The 21012-nt window shown below is 59.9% G+C and carries 19 protein-coding genes; 1 reads left to right on the plus strand and 18 read right to left on the minus strand.

Annotated features, from left to right (window positions below; all coding sequences use genetic code 11):
- Positions 1-947: 947 nt before the first annotated feature.
- The 13 genes from EN861_RS36085 to EN861_RS08015 form a co-directional block, all read right to left on the minus strand.
- Positions 948-1613 (minus strand): EAL domain-containing protein, encoded by a 666-nt coding sequence (locus EN861_RS36085; RefSeq protein ID WP_245454739.1) that lies wholly within the window; start codon positions 1611-1613, stop codon positions 948-950.
- Complete coding sequence (locus EN861_RS36090) at positions 1607-2770, minus strand: GGDEF domain-containing protein (RefSeq protein ID WP_245455339.1); 1164 nt, start codon at positions 2768-2770, stop codon at positions 1607-1609. The genes EN861_RS36085 and EN861_RS36090 overlap by 7 nt, the downstream gene beginning before the upstream one ends.
- A 254-nt stretch (positions 2771-3024) precedes the next feature.
- Positions 3025-4206 carry a 5-demethoxyubiquinol-8 5-hydroxylase UbiM gene (gene ubiM, locus EN861_RS07965; protein WP_185928959.1) on the minus strand — a complete coding sequence of 394 codons (1182 nt, stop codon included), beginning with the start codon at positions 4204-4206 and terminating at the stop codon, positions 3025-3027.
- Positions 4207-4486: 280 nt separating this feature from the next.
- The gene (locus EN861_RS07970; protein ID WP_126063931.1) at positions 4487-4762 is read right to left on the minus strand and encodes a hypothetical protein; all 276 of its coding nucleotides are present in this window, start codon (positions 4760-4762) and stop codon (positions 4487-4489) included.
- A gap of 681 nt (positions 4763-5443) precedes the next feature.
- Positions 5444-5599, minus strand: a complete 156-nt coding sequence (ccoS, locus tag EN861_RS07975) for a cbb3-type cytochrome oxidase assembly protein CcoS (RefSeq protein WP_081714250.1) — start codon at positions 5597-5599, stop codon at positions 5444-5446.
- Between the two features lie 5 nt (positions 5600-5604).
- The gene (locus EN861_RS07980; RefSeq protein ID WP_126059322.1) at positions 5605-7878 is read right to left on the minus strand and encodes a cation-translocating P-type ATPase; all 2274 of its coding nucleotides are present in this window, start codon (positions 7876-7878) and stop codon (positions 5605-5607) included.
- Positions 7875-8372: a FixH family protein gene (locus tag EN861_RS07985; protein ID WP_126057792.1), complete on the minus strand. Its 498-nt coding sequence runs from the start codon at positions 8370-8372 to the stop codon at positions 7875-7877. The genes EN861_RS07980 and EN861_RS07985 overlap by 4 nt, the downstream gene beginning before the upstream one ends.
- Positions 8369-9928, minus strand: coding sequence for a cytochrome c oxidase accessory protein CcoG (gene ccoG / locus EN861_RS07990; RefSeq protein WP_126057791.1), 1560 nt, complete (start codon positions 9926-9928; stop codon positions 8369-8371). The genes EN861_RS07985 and ccoG overlap by 4 nt, the downstream gene beginning before the upstream one ends.
- A gap of 166 nt (positions 9929-10094) precedes the next feature.
- Positions 10095-10958, minus strand: coding sequence for a cytochrome-c oxidase, cbb3-type subunit III (gene ccoP, locus EN861_RS07995; RefSeq protein WP_126057790.1), 864 nt, complete (start codon positions 10956-10958; stop codon positions 10095-10097).
- Positions 10959-10960: 2 nt separating this feature from the next.
- Positions 10961-11110 carry a cbb3-type cytochrome c oxidase subunit 3 gene (locus tag EN861_RS08000; protein ID WP_024502864.1) on the minus strand — a complete coding sequence of 50 codons (150 nt, stop codon included), beginning with the start codon at positions 11108-11110 and terminating at the stop codon, positions 10961-10963.
- Between the two features lie 11 nt (positions 11111-11121).
- Entirely contained in the window at positions 11122-11853 is a 732-nt protein-coding gene (ccoO, locus tag EN861_RS08005) for a cytochrome-c oxidase, cbb3-type subunit II (protein ID WP_126057789.1), read from the minus strand.
- The gene (ccoN, locus tag EN861_RS08010) at positions 11853-13472 is read right to left on the minus strand and encodes a cytochrome-c oxidase, cbb3-type subunit I (protein WP_126057788.1); all 1620 of its coding nucleotides are present in this window, start codon (positions 13470-13472) and stop codon (positions 11853-11855) included. Before ccoN ends, ccoO begins: the two co-directional genes overlap by 1 nt.
- Positions 13473-13968: 496 nt before the next feature.
- Positions 13969-14712, minus strand: a complete 744-nt coding sequence (locus EN861_RS08015) for a Crp/Fnr family transcriptional regulator (protein ID WP_135863265.1) — start codon at positions 14710-14712, stop codon at positions 13969-13971.
- 152 nt (positions 14713-14864) lie between these two features.
- Between EN861_RS08015 and hemN the strand changes: the two genes are divergently transcribed.
- Entirely contained in the window at positions 14865-16214 is a 1350-nt protein-coding gene (gene hemN / locus EN861_RS08020) for an oxygen-independent coproporphyrinogen III oxidase (RefSeq protein ID WP_126059321.1), read from the plus strand.
- Between the two features lie 235 nt (positions 16215-16449).
- Here the strand turns inward: hemN and EN861_RS08025 are convergent, their stop codons facing one another.
- Genes EN861_RS08025 through trbL form a run of 5 tightly spaced genes read right to left on the minus strand, consistent with a single transcriptional unit; the run spans position 16450 to position 20997 of the window.
- Positions 16450-16692, minus strand: coding sequence for a DUF2274 domain-containing protein (locus EN861_RS08025; RefSeq protein WP_126057786.1), 243 nt, complete (start codon positions 16690-16692; stop codon positions 16450-16452).
- Between the two features lie 12 nt (positions 16693-16704).
- On the minus strand, positions 16705-17919 hold the full coding sequence (locus EN861_RS08030; RefSeq protein WP_126057785.1) for a TrbI/VirB10 family protein: 1215 nt from the start codon (positions 17917-17919) through the stop codon (positions 16705-16707).
- Complete coding sequence (gene trbG, locus EN861_RS08035; protein ID WP_127232321.1) at positions 17916-18941, minus strand: P-type conjugative transfer protein TrbG; 1026 nt, start codon at positions 18939-18941, stop codon at positions 17916-17918. Before trbG ends, EN861_RS08030 begins: the two co-directional genes overlap by 4 nt.
- 1 nt (position 18942) lies before the next feature.
- Positions 18943-19674, minus strand: a complete 732-nt coding sequence (gene trbF / locus EN861_RS08040; RefSeq protein ID WP_126063930.1) for a conjugal transfer protein TrbF — start codon at positions 19672-19674, stop codon at positions 18943-18945.
- Complete coding sequence (gene trbL, locus EN861_RS08045; protein WP_126057783.1) at positions 19675-20997, minus strand: P-type conjugative transfer protein TrbL; 1323 nt, start codon at positions 20995-20997, stop codon at positions 19675-19677. It abuts the gene before it with no gap.
- Positions 20998-21012 lie beyond the last annotated feature (15 nt).

Here is a 21012-nt window from a genome sequence, read left to right on the forward strand (position 1 = left end):
TATCTTGTCGTTCACTGTCACCCTGCCAAATATGGTGCCGGTGACAACGGCAGTTTGGCGAGCAGAAGAATTCCCGAGACTGAGACGTTCTACGGCTTGGCCCATGTTCGCGCTCCTCCTCGATTGGAGACAGGATGGGCCATATGGAAGCGAATAAAAGGAGGTTGGTGACGAGTCTCGGTAGTGGAGTAGAAACGGGTGGAAAAGCTTGCGCTATTCGCCGTCGGCGCCGCTAAGCGCATTTGAGAGAAGGGGCAACGATCGCCAAGAGATGACGTCCGATCGCAAGCCGGCTAGAAATGCGACAGTGACGCGCCTTTTTTGGCACGACCTTAGCACCCGATCGGGCCTCAGCTGGTCGTCGTTGCGCAGCCGATCGGGTGCGATTTTTATAAAGCTCTCTTGGCTTTAGCTTTGAGAGCCCGTCATCGAGACAAATGCAAGGGAACGGTCCCGCCCCCTGGGGACATTCGACATGCCGTGGCAGCTTCCTATGGTGAGCCAGCGCATTCCGATACACGTTTTCCGCGCTCTACCGTTGCTCCAGCACCTGTGCTGAGGCTGAGCGCTTGATCAGGACCCGACCGCTGCTGTTGCGGGATGGTGACTGGGTTGAGGTCGCGAAAACCTTGACCGCGGGTACGTTGTTCATCCAGATGAGCGCTGAGCCGAGAAGCAGCCAAGAACGCTTCCCGTAATCGAATCCTACGGGAACCGCGAAACCAGCGTCCAAGGGACGCAATTCTCCGACGTCGTTCACTCAAGCTCATCTCGCAACTTGAACGCTTGTATGAAGCCGCTGCATGTGCGCCGGTGGACCGGATTGCTGCTATCCAAACCACGTGCTCAGTTTCGCCCCCGTAATAACTCTACCGTCCGAAACGGCTTTCGCGCGTCAGGTCCACCCCACATGAAAGTTCCGCGAGCAGCACGGACGGAGAGGCCGGTCACAACTCCTTCGCGTGCTCTTTTACTACCGAATCAAGTGCCAAATGGAGAGGCACTGCCTTAGAGAACAGGAAGCCCTGCGCGGTTCTGCAGCCAAGCTTGTACAGAGTTTGCCGATCTGCCTCTGTTTCAACGCCCTCGGCCATGACCTCGATCCCGAGCGTCCTACCAAGGTCAATCACCGCTTTGACAAGCAGCCGATTCTCCCGGGACTTGGCTAAGCCGCGAATGAAGCCCTGATCTATTTTCACTTTCCTGATCCGACTGTCCTTGAGCGATGCCAACGTCGAAAAACCGGTGCCGAAGTCCTCGAGCGCGATAGAAATGCCAGCATGTGAAAGCTGGCCGAGCTTTTCATCCACTCTGTCCGGATCCACTGGGGCTTCTTCGGTAATCTCGATGTCGAACATCGTTGCAGGGAGGTCTTTTGCCGCCAGACCATTAAGAATCATCTCGTCAATATCGCCAGCTTCCAACTCGCGCGGTGAAACATTCATCGCCACACGAACATCACGACGGTCAGCTTTGACCAAGCCCTCGATAAGAGCGCAACAGTCGGCGAATACCGTTTGAGTTAGCAGCTGAAGCATTCCAGTTTCGCGTGCCGCTGTCATGATCTCGGGCGGAGAAATGGGACCGTGAAGCGGGTGAGACCATCTTAGCAAGGCTTCAAAACCGACGACGCTTCAGTTTCGAGTCTTACGATTGGCTGAAACCAAGCGACCAAGCTTCTCATCGTTATCGCCGAATGAAGATCGCGTTCGATTGACTGGCGGCGTTGCAGTTCCCGGGCTAGCTCGGCACCGAACAGACAAAATTCATTCCTGCCGCGGCGCTTAGCTGTGTAAAGGGCGATGTCGGCCCGCAACAACATTTCCGTCAGTCCGGGGTTTTCAGCCAAGTAGATTCCTATAGACGCTCCAATGCGGACGGATGCGATCCCAGGATAGGGGCGAGCAAGCTTGGCTATGAGATTGGACGCGAGATTGGTGGGAGAAGGAGAATTCTTTCGCGAAGAAAAAACCAGCACGAATTCATCCCCACCGATGCGGGCGAGCGTTGAGCCCTCCGGTGCTTCTTCCTCTATTCGGCGGGCGATCCTGGCAAGCAGCTCGTCACCCGTTCTGTGACCGTAGGTACCGTTGACAGATTTGAACCCGTCCAGATCAATCAGCATGGCCACAAAGGGTCCATCGGTGTTCTCAAACTGATCGATTGCATGTTCGAGGCCCCGCCTGTTGAGGAGCGCGGTAAGATGGTCCTCCCTGGAATTGCGCTCCATTTCCGCGGCAAGCCGCTCGGCTTGATGTCTCAGGCGGCTCGCGTCACGGAAGCGCGCTTGTCCAACGAACGAGGATCGAACCAGGCCGCCCTCGAAAAGCAGGACGGCAAAAGCCAGAATGTAGTTTTCCGGGGCTCCCTTCGTCAGCAAACATGCGGCGGCAATGAGGAGTGGCGGTGTGATGAAGCATATCGCTGCCGCAGCATATGAGCTGCCGTACGTGACCGCGCCAGCTGAAATGCCCGCCAGAATTATTAGATGCAGCGATGCTTGAGACGTCGTGTATCCAGCCGTTAGGATGGCAAGGAATGACCAGGTGAATCCCGCCAGAAGAGCAAGCCTGCCAAACCAGCGAAGCCGCAGCCAAACCCGTGTCAGATCATCCTGGACTCCGGGTTCCTTCAGCTGATGACGGGCGAGTGCAAGGCGGGCGGCATTTATCGCATTAACGACCGAAAACCAGGCCGCGCCAGCAAGACCGTTCCCGGAAAGGGCCTGCACGGTCAAAATCAGCCCGGACAGCACAATGCTTATCGGCATTGAGACGAAAAGGCCTGCCCTCAGATCAGCGAGCTGGTCCTGAAGGATTCTCGCCTCCAGCGGATCTTCTTTTCCAAGGCTGGACGGGTCAGCTTGCTTACTCCTGCTTGTCCGCAGCCTATGCAGCCCCCCTGAAGGACGGGTTAATTCTTCAATCGGAGATCAGCGTCGGGGAGCAGGATTACTCCGGTGCATCATGCACTCTCTCCCATCGCTCGCCCAGCACGCGCAAAAATGCGACTGCTGGTGCAGTATCACCGCTGGAGCTCCGCCGATATCCCATGCCGGACAAGGGGAACATGTTGGGCAAAGCGAAGCCCCAGATGCCTTGCAAGCCGTGCCGCCAGGTGGTCTCTGGAGTAGAGTCCAATCAATATGTTCGTTGCATGGTAGAGCGGCGCCGCCGACAGGCGCAGCCGCCTTTCGTATATATGCAGCATGTCGGGGTCGCCAACATTGCGGCCGTCGCGGCACGCAGTCATGATTCCACGGGCGAGTTGCTTCTGGCTGCTGAGACCGATGTTGAATCCGTGAGCGGTCACCGGGTGCATGCCGATGGCAGCGTCGCCGATGAGTGCGGCGCTCGGCGCCCGGAATTTGTGCGCCCAGGTCGTGACCAGCGGATAGGTGTGGCGCTTGCTTGCCAAGGTCATTTTTCCAAGGCGCCCTCGACACCGTTTCGTCAACTCCGACAGGAACAAATCATCATCGAAGGCAAGCAGTCTATAGGCCTCGTTTGAGCGCAATGTGAGCAGCAGCGACGACATGCCCTCCGCGAGGGGCAACATCGCTATCGTCTGATGGTGATCGAACCATTCGATGGCGATCTGGTGGTGGGCGCGCTCGTGCCTCACTCGGCAAATCAGCATCGAGTGGCCAAGCCGGTTGATATCGGCGCCGATGCCTAGCAGATCACGCGTGGCGGACAAACGCGAATCCGCGGCAACAACCAGCCGAGCAGTTAAACGCGCGCCATTAGAGAGCGTTACGACTGCTCCTTCTTGGCTGTTTGTTGCATCGACGACCGAGTGGCCGCACAACAGCCGGGCGCGATCCTGCAAGCGGACGATTTTGAACAGCGCCTCGCGGATCCGGCAATTTGGAACCAAAACCCCCAGCGGTTCTCCAGAGTTGCTGGGAGGATCGAAACGAAGAGCGAATGCGCTCGAGCCGTTGAGCACGCGCGCGCCTTGAAGTGCTGATTTGTCCGAAGCCGGGATGACATCCCAGGCGCCGAGCTCGCGAAGGGTTCTGATCGAAGCGTTGGTCAGCGCGATTTCGCGACCATCGAAAGCCGGATTCGCCAGACTATCGAATGTGTTCTGTTCAACAACTGCCACCTTGAGTTCGCTTTGGGCAAGCGACGCAGCGAACGAAAGGCCGACCGGGCCGGCTCCAACGACAACGATGTCAAAATTATCGTCAGAGCCCATCAGCGTGCCGCCATCCGGTCGCCTATCCTCGTGTAACGGTGGAACTGAGCCGAGTGACATGAGCTCCGTGGCCGCCGCATTGCCTAAAGGCGCTGGGCCGGGAGATTCGCATCGATCGGCAACGAAGCACTCAAAGCGCTCAGAGGTGGATGCGGCTAACCGATCCCGCCCTTTGGCCGCGCAGCCGCGCAGATCGCCGCCAGCAAGCGAGACACTCGCGACGCTGGTCAGCCACGGCCGCGCCGCATCGATCGCCACATTCCACCTGGAACCCTTGCGCATACTACTCACGCTCCACGACGTCGAAGCGGGCTCTCTTGCGAGGGTATCGAACGTAGCGCTCTCTCTCGTCATCCCAGCCAAGGTAGCGGAAACTTTTATCCACGACCGCGCATATCTCATCAAGAACCTGCTGCATGGCTTCGATGTCGATGTCCTTGCAATTCAGTCGCCGATAGAGCAAAGCCCACGCGGCGACATAGTCGTCGAAATAGCGCGCGTCACTCGAACCAATGATCAACTTCGGACGGTTGATCGATCTCGAAAACGCACGTCCCAACCCCGATGATGCTCCGCAGCACGTTGACATCACGAGGATCTTCGGCGCTGGATGCGAGCCCTGGAACATTTCTACGAAGTCAGCCCAAAGAAGGCCACTTTCGACGCACACAACCCATCAAAGGCGAAAGCTGTTGATCGGCCCCCGTGTCCGCGCAGCCACGCGGATGGTCAGCCAGCAAGCGAGATACACACGACGCCGGTCAGCTAATGGCTGCGCCGTAAGCACAAGGCATGGCCGACCACACGACAGAAAACCCAGAACCGTGAAGGTGCTGATAATGACGACCAATCTTTCCGTAAGTCATGCATTTCTCCGTCGAAGACTGGTCAATAGAACACACCGATGAGTATGACCCTGATCTGGATCAGCCAGACATGACCAATCGGCACTGGCGGTTCACGGTCAGGTGATCGACCGTGACGTTCCACTTTGGAACCCGTGCGCACATGGCCAAGCTCTCGTCCGGCCACGCGAGGTACTCTCGTGGCATCAGCCGCCTCATACTGGGTGCAATGGGAGGCAGTCCTTCGCACGACAGAGGCTTTTCACAAATGTAGTGTGCAGCTTAGGTCAAGATGGTCATGGAGCATGGAGCATGGAGCATGGACAGCTTGTTCCCGACCGAGCCGGCTCGACTGACGAGCGCGATCCGCGCATCTTATGCACAGCGGATTGAAATCAGCGTTCCGGTTTGTCGTCCCGATCAATTAGTATCCGCTCGGCGGCTCCGTCGAGATCTTCGTATTGACCGCTTCGCAATGCCCAGACGAAGCCGGACACACCCAGTGCACCCAGAAAAAGGGCCACTGGTATGAGATAGAGCAACGTCGTCACGAGGATTATGCCGAATAGCTGACTGCGGAGCGTCCGACTTTTTGAATAACTTGCAGCGTCGCATTCGCCCCGAAGCCGTGCAAGCGCAATGCGTTTCCAATAACAAGCACCGATGAGGCAGACATGGCAATCGCCGCTAACAAAGGCGTGGCGTGCCCGAGGATGGCGATTGGTACTGCCACCGCATTGTAGACGATCGCAATCGCGATGTTCTGGCGGATCAGGTGTCCCGCCTTGCGCGAGACGTCCAGCGCGAGAGGCACTGCCAGAAGGCTTTCGCGCAGGAATACGAAGTCGGCGGCATTGCGGCCAATGTCGGCGGCGGTAGCTGGAGCGATCGAGACATGCGCCGCGCTGAGCGCCGGCGTGTCGTTGAGGCCGTCGCCAACCATCAGAACCTTGTGTCCGTCTTTCGCCAGGGTCTCGATGCGCTCGACCTTGCCGGATGGCAGCAGGCACGGAACGAAGTCCTTGACACCCAGCATTTCTGCGACTTCACCGCAGGCACCCGCAGTATCGCCCGACAGCATTTCCACTGACACCCCGGCATGGCTCAATTGCCCGATCGCCGCCTTGGCGTCTGCGCGCAGCGCGTCCTCAAAATCGAAGGTCGCGACAATGAACCCGTCTTTTGTCAGCACGGTTCCGCCATGTTTGCCTTCACCACCGGTCCGGGCTCTCCATCCAGCCCATCCGCGTCGGCCTAGCCGCCAGGTGCTTCCGGCTCCAGTGGCTTCGATTCCAAACCCTGGATGCTCGGTGACGGCATCAAATTTGTACTGCCCGCCGGGATGGGCAAAACCGGCTATGGCCTTTGAAAAAGGATGGCGGGAATGCGTAGCCATGTCTCCCGCGACTGCCAGCATGGCCGGATCGATCGACGATGCATTGACCAGCCGGGGCTGGCCGAGCGTGAGCGTTCCGGTCTTGTCGAACACCGCTGTATCAATCGTCGCCAGGCGCTCCATGGCAGAACCGTCCTTTACCATGATGCCGTTCTCAAACAGGCGCCGCGCGGCGACCACCTGAACGATCGGTACGGCGAGGCCGAGCGCGCACGGGCAGGTGATGATCAGAACGGCAATGGCGATGGTTATCGCCCGGTGCCAGTCGCCGGTCACCGCCATCCAGCCAAGGAACGTCGCGAAGGCTGTGAGATGAACCACCGGGGCATAGAGCGCTGAAACGCGATCGGCGATCCGGCGATAATGCGCGCGGCCGCCCTCTGCGGCTTCCATAAGACGAACCATTTCCGCCAGAAACGAATCCTTCGCGGCGGCTGTCGCCTCAATCGTCAGCGGGCCGGTAAGATTGAGCACGCCGGCCTGAACTGCTTCGCCCGGCGCCACGTTTTTCGGCGTGCTTTCGCCTGAGGCCAGCGAGCAGTCGAGATCCGACGTTCCCTGGATGATCTTGCCGTCGACGGGGATCCTCTCACCGGCTGCGATCAACAACCGCATGCCTGGTTCGATCTCGCCGACCGGCAAATAGTCGCGCGCGCCGTCGCTGCGCAGCACCATGGCGCCATGTGCGGCCAACTGGGACAGGCCTTTCACAGCGGTCCGGGCACGTTCGCGCATCACGTGATCCAACGTGCGGCCGATCAACAGGAAGAACAGCAGCGATACCGACGCGTCAAAATAGGCGTGATCGCCATGGTTGATCGTCTCGTAGAGGCTCATGGCGTAGGCGAGCGAAACACCGACCGCGATCGGCACGTCCATATTCATGCGGCCATGGCGCAAAGCATTCCAGGCCGAACGGAAGAAGATGCCGCCGGCGAAGGCGAGGGCAGGAATGGCGATCAGCGCCGAGACCCAGTGAAACAGGTCGCGGGTAGCACCTTCGGCGCCGGACCAGACCGAGACCGAAAGCAGCATGATGTTGCCCGCCGCAAAGCCGGCAACCGCGACCGCGCGGATCAAATCCGATAACGTCCTGTCCTTGTCGCCGACCTCGGAAGGGAAGAGATGCGCCTGGTAGCCTAGCCGCCCAAGCGCGACGACGAACGGTGGGACCTCGTCACCACGCCACCGGACAGAGACCCGTTTCGTCGACAGGTTGACGCGGGCGCTCTCGACGCGATCGAGCTTTCCCAGCGCCGTCTCGATCGTCTGGATGCAGCCTGCGCAATGAACCGTCGGTACTGAAAGATCGGTCTGGTGAAGATCATCGCCAAGCGATCGGCTCGCCAGCCTGATCTCCTGGCTGGACGGCAGGACCGATCCGGTGTTGACCAGATCAAGCGCCATTTCGGCGCCCGGTGCACAACAACTCATTGCAGCGCTCCATTGGAAATCATGATCCGGCGGACGTCGCGATACGGTTTGTCCAGACCGGCGTCGGCGTCGACTTCGACAATCCAGACGCCGTCCTTCGGCATGTGCTGGGCTGCGAATTCCTGGCCCGAGGCGGGTGCGAGGGTGACCGACTTGTCCTCCTTCTCGTACGCGGGATGGCGAAACAGCACCTTGACGCCGTGCAAGGGAACCGGCTTGCCGGCGACGTCGGCGAGGCCATAGCGAACTTCGCCCCATGCGATGGTCAGCTTGCCGGTCCAGCCAAGTGCTGCCTGCGCCCGTCCTTCCTCGGCCTTCTTGTTGAATTGCTGGCTCGCCACATAGGTGTTTTCGACGACGAGGCCAGTCCAGCTTGTGCTGGCGAGCGTTGCCATGGTCAGATTGACTGCGATGACCACGCCGAAAAAGGCCAGGATGATGACCAGCATGTGCCTGCCGGTGAATTCACGAGGCTTTTGTACATTGGCAGTCATCTGAGGGGCTCCGGCGCGTTGAAGGTGGCGGTGTACTCGTTCGACTCAAAGCTGGCTCTGTCCTCGACGCGGAACTTGAAGGTCTGTGCCGGAGCGCGGATCTGGTCCGCCGGCTGGCGAACGAAGACCCTCAGCATTTTCAGGCGGTCGGGTTCGACCGGAATGGCGAAGGAACGGCCTGCGGGGATGTCGTCGCCGACGACGACCATGTCAGCGCCTTCAAGGCCCTGCATGGTTACGACGATCGTCCTCGGCTCGGGGATCATGTTGAGCAGCTTGACGGTATAGCCATTGCGGATGGATCCGTCGGTCAGCGTGACGAACTGGGGATTGCGATCATGCAATACGTTCAGTTCGAGCCGATCGCGCGTCAGCAGCGAATAGAGCAGGCCGAGGCCGATCAGCGACCACAAGCCCATGTAGACGTAGGTGCGCGGCCGAAAGATCTTGCGGATGTGAAAATGCGCCACCTTGTCGGAGAACAGGCCATCAGCGGTCCTGATCAGCGATGGATTGACTGAGCTGGACCCGCCTGCAGTCGCCAGCATCATGTTGGCGTTGTAGTCGGAGAGCGTCGCATAGGCGATCAGCCCACGCTCCTTGCCGAGCTTGTCCATGACGCCGTCACAGGCGTCGATGCAGAGCGCGCAAGTGATGCATTCGAGCTGCTGGCCGTCGCGAATGTCTATCCCCATCGGGCAGACCGCGACACAGGCATTGCAGTCGACGCAGTCGCCCACGGGCTGGCCTGCGGCCAGCACCTTCTTGGCGTGGCGCGAACGCGGTTCGCCGCGCCAGTCATTGTAGGTGACAGTGAGGGAATTTTCATCGAGCATGGCCGCCTGGATGCGGGGCCACGGGCACATATAGGTGCAGACCTGTTCGCGCATCAGACCGCCGAACGTGTAGGTGGTAGCCGTCAGGACGGCGACAGTGATGTAGGCGACGGGCGCCGCAGTGCCGGTGAAGAGCTCGCCGAGCAGCGTCGGTGCATCGGCAAAGTAGAAGATCCAGGCGCCGCCAGTCGCCGCCCCTATGACCAGCCAGATGGTGTGCTTGGACACACGCAGCATGAGCTTGCGCGCGGTCCAGGGACCTGCGTCAAGTTTCATGCGGGCGTTGCGGTCCCCCTCGATCGCACGTTCGACGACGAGGAACAGATCGACCCACACCGTCTGAGGGCATGCATAGCCGCACCAGGCACGGCCGACAGTCGAGGTGATCAGGAAAAGACCGACGCCCGCCATGACCAGGAGGCCGGCCACATAGAAGAATTCCTGGGGCCATATCTCGATGAAGAAGAAGTAGAAGCGCCGGTTCGCGAGATCGAGCAGGACTGCCTGGTCCGGGGCAAATGGACCGCGAGCCCAAGGCAGCCACGCAGCCAGGTAGTAGATGCCAAGTGTGATCGTCATCACCAGCCATTTGAAGCGACGAAAGTTGCCCGAGGCGCGCTTCGGAAAGATCTTTTGACGCGCGGCATAAAGCGGCTTGCGGGTTTTGGCGGAATTGACAGTTTCTGTTTCGAGCCGTGTCAACTGCGTCTTATCACGCATGTGCAACTCCACTTTCCCAGCCAATGTCAGGGGCACCTGTCGTAAAGCCTCGCGGTAGGATAGCCTTGCCGGGTTGTGCAGATCGCATTAGGGATGGTGTCGAGGCCCGGCTCACGCCGGGCCTCGTCCGCTTGGCAGGGGGGACCGAAGAATAGGACTTCCATTCCTATTCTCCGCCGCCAAGCGAATGGACATAAACTGCAAGTTCCTTGACCTTGATCTCGCCGAGACGGCCAACCCAGGCCGGCATGACGCCCTGTTTTGGCGCACGGACCTGTGCGGCGATGGCTGTCTCACCGGATCCATAGAGCCAGATCGCATCGGTCAGGTCGGGGGCGCCGAATTCCCTGTTGCCTTTTGCATTGTCGCCGTGACAGGCGACGCAGTTCTCGGCAAAGACCTTGGCGCCGGGTTGGATCAGACTTGCATCGCGGACCTTGCCGGAAAGGCTGGCCACGTAGGCGCTGACTTGTGCGATCTGGTCGGCGGTAATGATGTCGCCGAAGGCCGGCATTTCCGACAGGCGCGTGTCCGGATCGGATGCGAAGCGGATGCCGTGCGTAATCGTCTGCTGGATCTGCTCGGCCTTGCCGCCCCATAGCCAGTCGTCGTCGTTGAGATTGGGAAAGCCCTTGGAACCTTGGGCGCCGGAGCCGTGACATTGTACGCAATTGACCTTGAAAGCGGCGCCACCGGCGGCGATTGCGAATTCGCGCAGGCCGTCGTCCGCGGAGATCTCCGAGACGCTCTTGGACTCCACCGCCGAGATATATTTGCCCTTGGCGGCCTCAGCCGCAGTCAGCTCGTTCCTGACCTCGTTGCGGCTGGAATAGCCGAGCACACCCTTCGTCGCCGAGTGCAACAGAGGCCATGCTGGATAGGCGATGGTGTAGCCTATCGCCCAGACAATGGTGACGTAAAAGGTGATAACCCACCATCTGGGAAGCGGGTTGTTCAGCTCCCGGATGCCATCCCATTCGTGGCCGGTGGTCGAGACGCCAGAGATTTCATCGATATGCTCGTCGCTCATGATCACTCGTCCTCGAGCGGAATGCGGGCCGCTTCGTCGGCCAGCCTTCGGCTGCCGGGGCGTAGGGCAAAGGCGATGCACCCCACGAAGAACAGCGCCATCGCAACCAGGCCCCAGCTGTCGGCAAACGCCCGCATCAAATTGTAGGTCATCAGCGTTCTCCTCAGCGGTAGCCGGCGGCTTCGTCGTAATTTTTGAAGTCGACCAGTGTGCCAAGCATCTGCAGGTAGGCGAGCAGGGCATCCATTTCGGTGACCTGTTGCGGGTTGCCGTCGAAGTCGCCGATCTTGGCTTTTGGGTAACGCGCCTCAAGGCCTGATGTGTCGGCATTGGGATCGGCCTGCGCCGCCAGATCCGCATTGGCGTGGACGATCATGTCATCGGTGTAAGGGACGGCTACAAGCCTGTTGGCGACCAGATGCGTTGAGAAATCCTTCACGTCGATCGGCGTGTCTTTCAGGAACCCATAGCTCGGCATGATCGATTCCGGCACCACCGAGCGCGGGTCGGTAAGATGCGCGACATGCCATGCATTCGAGTAGCGGTCGCCAACTCTGGCGAGATCCGGCCCGGTGCGCTTCGATCCCCACTGGAAGGGGTGATCGTACATGGACTCGGCAGCTAGGCTGTAGTGGCCATAGCGCTCAACTTCGTCGCGGAACGGCCTGATCATCTGGCTATGACAGAGGTAGCAGCCCTCGCGCATATAGATGTTGCGCCCGACAAGTTCGAGCGGCGAATAGGGGCGCATGCCTTCCACCTTCTCGATCGTATTGTCGAGATAGAAGAGAGGCGCGATCTCGACGATGCCGCCGACCGTCACCACGAGCAGCGAGCCAACGAGAAGAAGCGTGGCGTTCTTCTCGATGATTGCGTGTTTGTCCATCAAGCCCATTACCTGGCTCCTGATCGCGCAGGTCGGATGGCGACGGGGCTCGGCATCGGCTCCTCCTCGCGCTGGTGGCCGAGGATGGTCCTGGTGATGTTCCAGGCCATGATCAGCGCGCCGGAGAGGTACATGGCCCCACCGATGGCGCGCATGACATAGTAGGGGTGCATGGCGGCGACGGTCTCGGCGAAGGAGTAGACCAGGAAGCCCTGCTCGTCGTATTCGCGCCACATCAGGCCCTGCATGACGCCGGATACCCACATCACCGCGGCGTAGACAACGATACCAAGTGTCGCCAGCCAGAAATGCCAGGTGACCAGCCGCAACGAGTAGAGCCGTTGCCGGTTCCAGAGCTTCGGCACCATGTAGTAGATTGCGCCGAACGAGATCATGCCAACCCAGCCGAGCGCGCCCGAATGGACGTGGCCGATCGTCCAGTCGGTATAATGCGACAGCGAATTGACCGCCCGGATCGCCATGATGGGGCCTTCGAAGGTCGACATGCCATAGAAGGCGACGGCCATCACCATCATGCGTATGATCGGATCGGTGCGCAGCTTGTCCCAGGCGCCGGACAGCGTCATCAGGCCGTTGATCATGCCGCCCCAGGACGGCATCCACAGCATGATCGAGAACACCATGCCGAGCGTCTGCGCCCAATCGGGCAAGGCGGTGTAGTGCAGGTGATGCGGCCCGGCCCAGATGTAGAGAAAGATGATCGCCCAGAAATGGACGATCGACAGCCGGTACGAATAGACTGGCCGGTTCGCCTGCTTGGGCACGAAATAATACATCATGCCGAGGAAGCCGGCGGTGAGAAAGAAGCCGACCGCGTTGTGGCCGTACCACCATTGCGTCAAGGCGTCCTGGACCCCTGAAAAGGCGGAGTAGCTCTTGGAGCCCAGGAACGAGACTGGTATGGACAGGTTGTTGACCACATGCAGCATCGCGATGGTGACGATGAACGACAGGTAGAACCAGTTGGCCACGTAGATATGCGGTTCCTTGCGCTTCAGGATCGTGCCAAGGAACAGAATGAGGTAGGCGACCCAGACGATGGTCAGCCAGACATCCACATACCATTCGGGTTCGGCGTACTCGCGGCCCTCGGTGATGCCGAGCAGGTAGCCGGTCGCGGCCATGACGATGAACAGCTGGTAGCCCCAGAAGACGAACCAGGCCAGATCACGGCCGAAGAGGCGGGCGCGGCAGGTGCGCTGCACGACATACAGAGACGTGCAAAGCAGCGCGTTGCCGCCGAAGGCGAAGACGACACCGGATGTGTGCAACGGCCGCAAACGACCGAAATTGAACCAGGGCTGGATGTTGAGATCGGGGTAGGCGAGCTGCAGCGCGATCACCACGCCGACCAGCATGCCGACGACACCCCAGAACACGGTGGCGATCGCGCCGTAGCGGATCGGACCATCCATGTAAGCGGATGGGTCAATCGGAGCTGCTGGCTTGAACTCCGTGTTGCGCAACAGGATCGCAGTGAAACCAGCCACTGCGAAGAACAACACCCACATGTGTCGGCGGAAAGGTTCATCCACGCCGAAGCCGGCGGCCACCAGGGCCGCAAAAGCGAACACGCTTAGAAGGACGATCTCTGTGCCGAATTTCATTGCAGATCCCGATCTCGAATCTGGTGGATGCCAAATCCGCAGCGCACTAATCGCGCAGCCGCCGCCCCCTCGCCCTGATCTATGTCAGGCCGCAAGATTTTGTGTCGGCGGCGCAATCAGCAGGTGGCGAATGAACGAGGAACGCAGCGCGGGCTCACCCCCCTCATGGAAGGCGTTCCCTGGGTTGGGCGGGCGCAGACGCGATCGCTGAGGCGAAAGCTGAGGCCCTGCGCGCGTTGGATGCTATTGCCGATGCCCTGCCAAACGTTGTTCGGATCCCATTGGAAACGAACGCGATCGTTCCGCCGAGCCGTGGCAGATTAAGGACCATGCTTCGCCGGTATGTGCCGAAACACACCTGGCGATTGGTCACGTTCCTATCAAAGCCCGAAAGCTGTTTGTCTCGACCGTGACGCCGCTTCGTCGAAGGCGCGGCAACATCGCATTAAAAGGCAAACACGGCCCGCCCCGGAGTCATGCGACATGGCCTCGCCGCTTAGGGCCGCTCGCGTCCGCCGCCACAGCGCTTCTGCAGACGGCTTATGCTGTCCACCGTCACATGGCGTGCGTTCTCAATCCGAATCACCCCGTCAGCCCGCAATCGCGTCAGTTGGCGGCTCACGGTCTCGTTGGTGATTCCAAGGAAATCAGACATTTCGACACGCGTCAGCGGCAGATCGAAGGACGCCGACCCGGAAGCCGCATCGAGACTGGAATCGATATTCCGGGCCATCATGAGGAGAAAAGTCGCTACCTTTTCCGGAGCTGTCTTGCGCCCCAGCGTCACCATCCACTCGCGCGCCTCATCGAGTTCATTCAGCGTCTGTTTGAGCAGGCGATGCTCGAATTCCCGTGACGCCTTCATCATCCGTTCGACGGCCGCTCGCGGAAACGAACACAGCGTGACTGCTGTTGCCGCTTCCGCATTGATCGAGCTTTCCACCTTGAAAGGACGTCCCAGAAAATCCGGTGCAAACTGGAGACCGACGATCTGCTGGCGCCCATCCGACAGGCTCTTTGATAGCTTTACAACGCCTGAAAGCACGTTGGAGTAGCTGTCGACGTTCTGTGCCTCGCCGGTCAACTCCATTCCTGACTCGATCCGGCGACGCGAGCAAGTCTTGGCGAGCCCAACCAAATTGTCTGGATCGAGCGCACCGCAGACACCGCGACGCCGTGCCTCGCAAGGGAAGCAAAGAACAGGAATGCCGGAACTATGAATGTCTTGCCGAAAGGTCATGCGTTCGCCTTACCCGATCCTAACTGCCGGCAGGATACCCATCCAGGGTAGAGAAATCCTGCGGCGGTTTGTCCATGAGCGCGGCTGATCGAGATCAGGGTCTGCTTCAGCGATGCGTGCAGTGTTCCGGCGGGCAACACGGTGAACGCGAGATGCAATCGGAAATAGCTGTCAAACTCAGCGAGAACGTCCCACGCTACACCAGCTATCCGACGGCGCCGCATTTCCATTCGGGGATCGATGCTGCCATTTACCGTGGCTGGTTGGAGACGCTGGAAAGCGGCGACGAAATCTCGCTGTACCTGCACATTCCTTACTGCGACAAGCTCTGCTGGTTCTGCGCCTGCCACACCAAGCAGACGCACCAATATGAGCCGGTGGCCGCTTATCTGCGCTCGCTGAATGCCGAAATCGTCACGATTGCCGGTCTGCTGAGCGGCAAGGCACATGTCCGTGCAATCCACTTCGGTGGCGGTTCGCCAACTATTCTGAGGCCCGATGATATGGTTGCTCTTGGAGCGGCCTTGCGGGACAGCTTCGACTTTCTCCCGGATGCTACGGTCAGCATCGAAATCGAAACCAACGACATGGACAAGGCGCGCCTTGATGCACTTGCTCAAATCGGCGTAACCCGGGCGAGCCTCGGCGTGCAGGATTTCGATCCGCAAGTGCAAAAAGCAATTAATCGTGAGCAGAGTTTTTTGCAGACCAAGGCAGTCGTCGACGGGGTTCGTTCGCGGGGCGTCGAATCGGTCAATCTGGACCTGCTCTACGGGCTCCCGAATCAGACACGCGAGACGATCTGTTCCACGGTGGCGCAGGCACTGACCTTGGAGCCAGACCGGATGGCCCTGTTCGGCTACGCACATGTGCCCTGGTTCAAGAAGCATCAGACGATGATCGACGAGGCATGGCTGCCGAGTCCCACTGAGCGTTTCGCCCAATCTCAACTCGCGGCGCGGGCAATTGTCGCCAAGGGATATGAGGCAATAGGACTCGATCATTTCGCGAAGCCCGACGATGCGCTGGCCATAGCGGCCCGCGCAGGGGTTTTGCATCGCAATTTTCAGGGCTACACTGAGGATCGCTGCCCGACACTGATCGGACTTGGCCCTTCGTCCATCGGTCGTTTTCGCCAAGGCTACGTGCAAAACATGGCTTCGACTGCCGGGTACGGGCGCATGGTTGCGGATGGCGGGTTGGCTGCCGTCCGCGGCGTTGCCCTTTCCGACGACGATCGCGTCCGTGGCTGGATCATCGAGCGGCTGATGTGTGATTTTGCCTTCTCGGCAGTCGATCTGGTGGAGCGGTTCGGCAAAGCCGGCGAGCAGCTCCTTCATCGCTCGAGGTCCATCGCACTCCACGATCCTGCCCGAGCGCTTGAATTCGATGGTGACAGTTTCCTCGTACGGACTGAAAGTCGCCCCTTCATTCGAACCATCGCGGCCAAGTTCGATACATATTTCAAAGGGGGAACGGCGAGGCACTCGGTGGCGGTCTGAGCAAAGCACAGTGCGCTCGCCGTTTGGTCGATCGGCGAACCAGCTGCGTTCGTTTTGACCGCTCATAGGCGACTACCGCATCAAATCGAAAATGCAAACTTAGGCTGTTGCGCGGTATCTCCTTCCACATCCTCTCTTGCGCATACCTACATTCCAAGGGGTTTGATCCTATGCTTCGCGAGGAGCAGGTAGGTCGCGACAGCTAGGCAATGTTCCAGCTGCCCTAGCGGAGGAGTCACGATTTTCCGGCAAGCTCCGTCGGCAGACGTTCTTTTCTGGCCCTGGCAAAGGCTCGGTCGCCTTCCAGAAACGCCGCCAGCATGAAAGGGATGAGTTCTGCCACGGTTTCAGACTGACCATAGGTCTGACGGTAAAGTGCAGCATACTCCTTGAGTGTTTGGCTCAGCTCCGCGCTGACGGTAATGGTGATCTTCGAAGCTGTTCGGTCCGGAAGTTTTCCAAGTTTCAGGTCAGCCATGATAACTCCTGCTCAACTGGCGTATGGCCGCAGCACGATGTCCTTGTGCACGATGACGCGCAGTGGCCAACCTGGGCGGACGACGATGGTGGGCTGGATATTGAGGTTTTTTTCGGTGATGCGCTGGCCGGCTCGACTGGCGTTCTGCTGGGCTGATTCCCGGATCGCCTTGACCAGATCGCTCTCGTTTTCGCCGAGGCTGAATTCTGTGCCGACACCGAGCAATGTGGCAAGCGCCACTCCCTTGATCATCTGCCAAGTGTGGAAATCGACTTTGTCTTCCAGCCCTGCGTAGCCGGCGGTGTCGCTCGCGGGCAGATTGTCGATTTCGGCCGACGAGCCGTCGGGCAGCAGAATGCGCTGCCAGACCAGCAGCGCTCGCTTTTGCCCGAACGCGACGACGCTGTCGTAGACGCCGATAAGACGTGAGCCCTGCGGAATCAGCAATATGTTGCCCGTGACCGTGTCGTGCACATTTTCGGTGACTTGCGCGACGACAAGGCCCGGCAAATCGGAATTGATGCCGGTGATCAGGCTGGCGGCAATCACGCTGCCAGCCATCAGTTGATATGGCGAGATCGGCGTCTGAAGCGCATGCGGATTGTAGATCCCGCCAGTGCTCCGCTGGCTGAGAAAATCAAGCTTTCGCTGCTGATTGTTCTGGTCGCCTTCCGCCGCCGCCACCGAGGCTGACGCGCGTCCTGCTTCGGATTGGGGAAGCGCCTCAAATGGATGCTGAGCAGTTTGCACGCTCTCTCCGACATCTGTCTGTTGAGCTCGATTTTCGACGCGGAAAAGCACCCGCGATTCACGCGCTTCGATCGCCTGCTGCGCTAGACGCTGCTCCTCGGCCGAGATGTCTTGGCCCGGCACGATGCCGAGCTGGCGCTGCCGCTCGAGGATGGGGCGGCCGAGGTCGCCCGGCAAAGGTAGCCCAAGGACGGGAGGCTTTGGCTTCATGCCGGAATAGTCATGGGGAAGCGTATCGAGTCCCTCGGCGGTTGGTTTGCGCTCAGTGTTGTAGAGATCTTCCGCCTGATCCCTGATGCGAAGGGCCGGCCCCTGGAGGGCGATCATGGTAACGCCGAAGACAGCGCCGGATCCGAGCGCTGCGATAGCGATGATCACACCGCGCCTGAACCGCACCACGCGGCGGGGAGAGGCCCGAAGCTGCAGTTCCTCGGGATCCAGTTTCGGCGGGATGCCAGAGCGGGAATTTTCGATCATGAGCCCTCACCTCGCCGGCTGCCGCGAAAGAGCGAGATCCGCCGTTGCGGTTGCCTGCCGTCAATCCTGCTGATGCGGATCACCTGCTGCCGCTTGGTGCCGAGGCGAAGTTCGGCCGCGGCGAAGAGCCGATCGACGATGTAATAGTTGCCGCGCACGCGATAGTTGACGAGCTCGCTGCTCCCATCTGCGCCGACGATGAAGAGTGGTGGCGCCTCGCCCTGATCTATGCGACGAGGGAACTCAATATAGACCTTGCTGCCGTCGTCGAAGGCTCGCGTCGGTCTCCAGGGCGGTGTGTCGCCACTGATTGAGTAGCGAAAGCGAAGGTTTTCGAGCGCGATGTTCGACGCGACCGGTGTAACTGCCTCGGCTTGAGCATTGCGCTGGCGAAGCGCGATGATCTGGTCTTGGCTGTAGGTCCAGGAGATTGCCGCCATTGCGGTCTTCTCGGTGCTTTGAAGCTGCAAATGATAGGTCCGCCGGTCCGTCGTAATGACGACATTGGTGGCAAGACCCGGCGCGAAGGGTTTTACCAGAACATGGGTGCGCTGATTGTCACCGGTGCCGCTTGCGGTATCGCCAATGACCCAGCGCACGGTGTCGCCAGCCGACACGGCGGTTAGTTTCTCGCCCGGCTGCAGAGCGATGTCGGTCACGCGCTCCGGCGCGGCATAGAGTTGATAAAGCGCGCCATCGGTGAAGGGGTAGACTTGCACTGCATTAACATACCCGTACTTGGTGGGTTGCTGGGTCGCGGCTTTGTTGGCATCAGCGACGCGTTCTTCAGGAGGGCGCTTGTCCTCGGCCTTGCCGGGCTCGGGCTGCATTTGGCCAGGCAGCGGCAGTGGTTTTGGCACCTCGACAATTCTAATCGGCCTCTCCGGCGCTTTTTCGATCGCGGCCGGTTTGAAGTCGGCAGCGTCATAGGAAATCTCAGGCGGCGGCACCTTCTTCGATGCACAAGCGGAAACGACCGCTGCCGACACCGATAGGATCAGCACGGCACGAATCGGTGACATTTTACCTTTCATTGGTGGACTCCGTCGGAGAAAGGGGGGCTGGGACGGCGCTGTCGAGCTCGCGTGACCAGTCAATGGCATTGATGAAGACGCCGAGCGGATTCTTGCGCAGCTGATCCGTATTGCTTGGCGAGCGGATCACGATCGTGAGGATCGCAGTCCAGCGCATCGTGCTGGCAAGGCTTCCGCGCTCAAACACCTGCTCGGTCCATTTGACCTGGAATGAACTTTCGGAGGCTCTGACCACGCTGGTGACCTGTACCGAAACACTGCGCGTTCCGATCTGACCGAAGGGGTCGTTCGCCTTGGCGTATTCGTTGAGGAAGAGCGCTGCGCGATCGCTAGCAAAGTCGTACGCTGCCAACCAGTTCTGCCGAACCAAAACCGGATCGGTGGAAACGGAACGGACATTCTGGATGAAGCGGCCGAGATGCCAGGCGATCTGAGCATCCGAGGGCTCATAATTCCGGACCGCCGGCGCGACGGCGCGCGTCTCGCCGAAGCCATCGACCTCGACGACATAAGGCACGACACGGCTTTGCATCGACTGCCATACGAGTCCGCCGGAAAGCCCGGTCGCCAAGGCCAGGCAGCCAAGGGCCATGATCCGCCAGTTCCTGGCCTGCAGTCGAGATGAGCCGATGCGCTCGTCCCACAGTTGGGCGGCTTTTTGATACGGCGTGACCGGTTCGGGTGTTTTGCCGTAACGGTGCACGGGTCGCTTGAAGAGCATCTAGTCATCCTTGTCGTTGAGAGAGGGGTTGGCGCTGCCTCCCGGCCGGTCTCCGTCTCGGACAGCTTGCATGGCAGCGTGGCGATTTGCCCGGGCGGTCTGTTCAGAACGTAGGCGCCTTGCCCACGTCGGCGCCGAAACAGTGGCCGAACCGGCAGAGCGTTCGGTCATTGACGCTGTCGGCGCGCCGCCGGTCGCGGTCCACGCGGCATCGCGCCCGGCATCGGCGTTGCGCCCAACACTTGCAGTGGCGGATCGCGCTATGCGTATAGCGGCGCCGCCAGCTGCACTGGTTACACCATGCATTCCAGCAGCCACACCGGAGAGGCCAGCGTCGGGCGAGGTTGCGCGCCCGATCTGCCATGACGTGGAAGCAGCCGATCCCATTGTTGTGCCGGCTCGGATGGCGGCGAGACCGCCGCTGGTTGCCATACGCGCGCCAGCAAATGCTGTGCCTCCAGCAACGAGTGATACACCCGCTGCCGCCGCGGTCGTGCCGAGGGCGGCGCCCGCCCCAAGCTGCGGTGCGCCTGAGACAAGACCCGACGCGATCCCCGGCCCAAAAATGCCAAGGCCAAGCAGTGCCAGTGCGCCCAGTACCTGGGACATGGCACCGGCAAGATCCGGCTCCTTGCCTTGCAATGCGGAAGCGAACTCCCCGAAGAGCGTGGAGCCGATACCGACAATGACGGCGAGCACCATCACCTTGATGCCTGACGAGATAACATGGCCGAGCACGCGTTCGGCCAGGAACGCTGAACGGTTCCAAAGTGCGAATGGAACCAAAACAAAACCTGCCAGCGTGGTGAGCTTGAACTCTAGGATGGTGATGAAAAGCTGGATGGAAAGGATGAAGAAGGCGATGATAACCAGGAACCAGGCCATCAGCAGCACGAAGATGGTCAGTGCGTTGCCGAAGATTTCCGGGAAGCCCAGGAGCTGACTGGCTTGGTCAAGCATTGGCCAAGCACCTTCGAAACCGGTCGCGGCAATGCGGCCCGGGCGCAAGAGATTGTCTGCCGACAGATTGCCGGCCGACGCCTTAATCCCGAGACCGGCAAAAGAACGATAAACGATATCGGCGAGGTTCTTGAAATTGTTCAGAATGAAGGCGAAGACGCCAACATAGAGCACCTTGCGGACAAGCCGGCCGAGAACGCTGGTTTCGTCGCCGAGCGCCCACGCCAGGCCGGCAAGTGTGATGTCAATGCCGATCAGAATGGTAGTGAGGAAGGCGAGGTCGCCCGATAGCAGACCGAACCCGCTGTCGATGTAGCGGATGAAGGTCTCCATGAAGCGATCGATGACGCCAAGGTCGTTCATGCCGCTGCCTTTCTC

It is taken from the genome of Mesorhizobium sp. M8A.F.Ca.ET.218.01.1.1 (genome assembly GCF_004791165.1).
Taxonomy (GTDB): domain Bacteria; phylum Pseudomonadota; class Alphaproteobacteria; order Rhizobiales; family Rhizobiaceae; genus Mesorhizobium.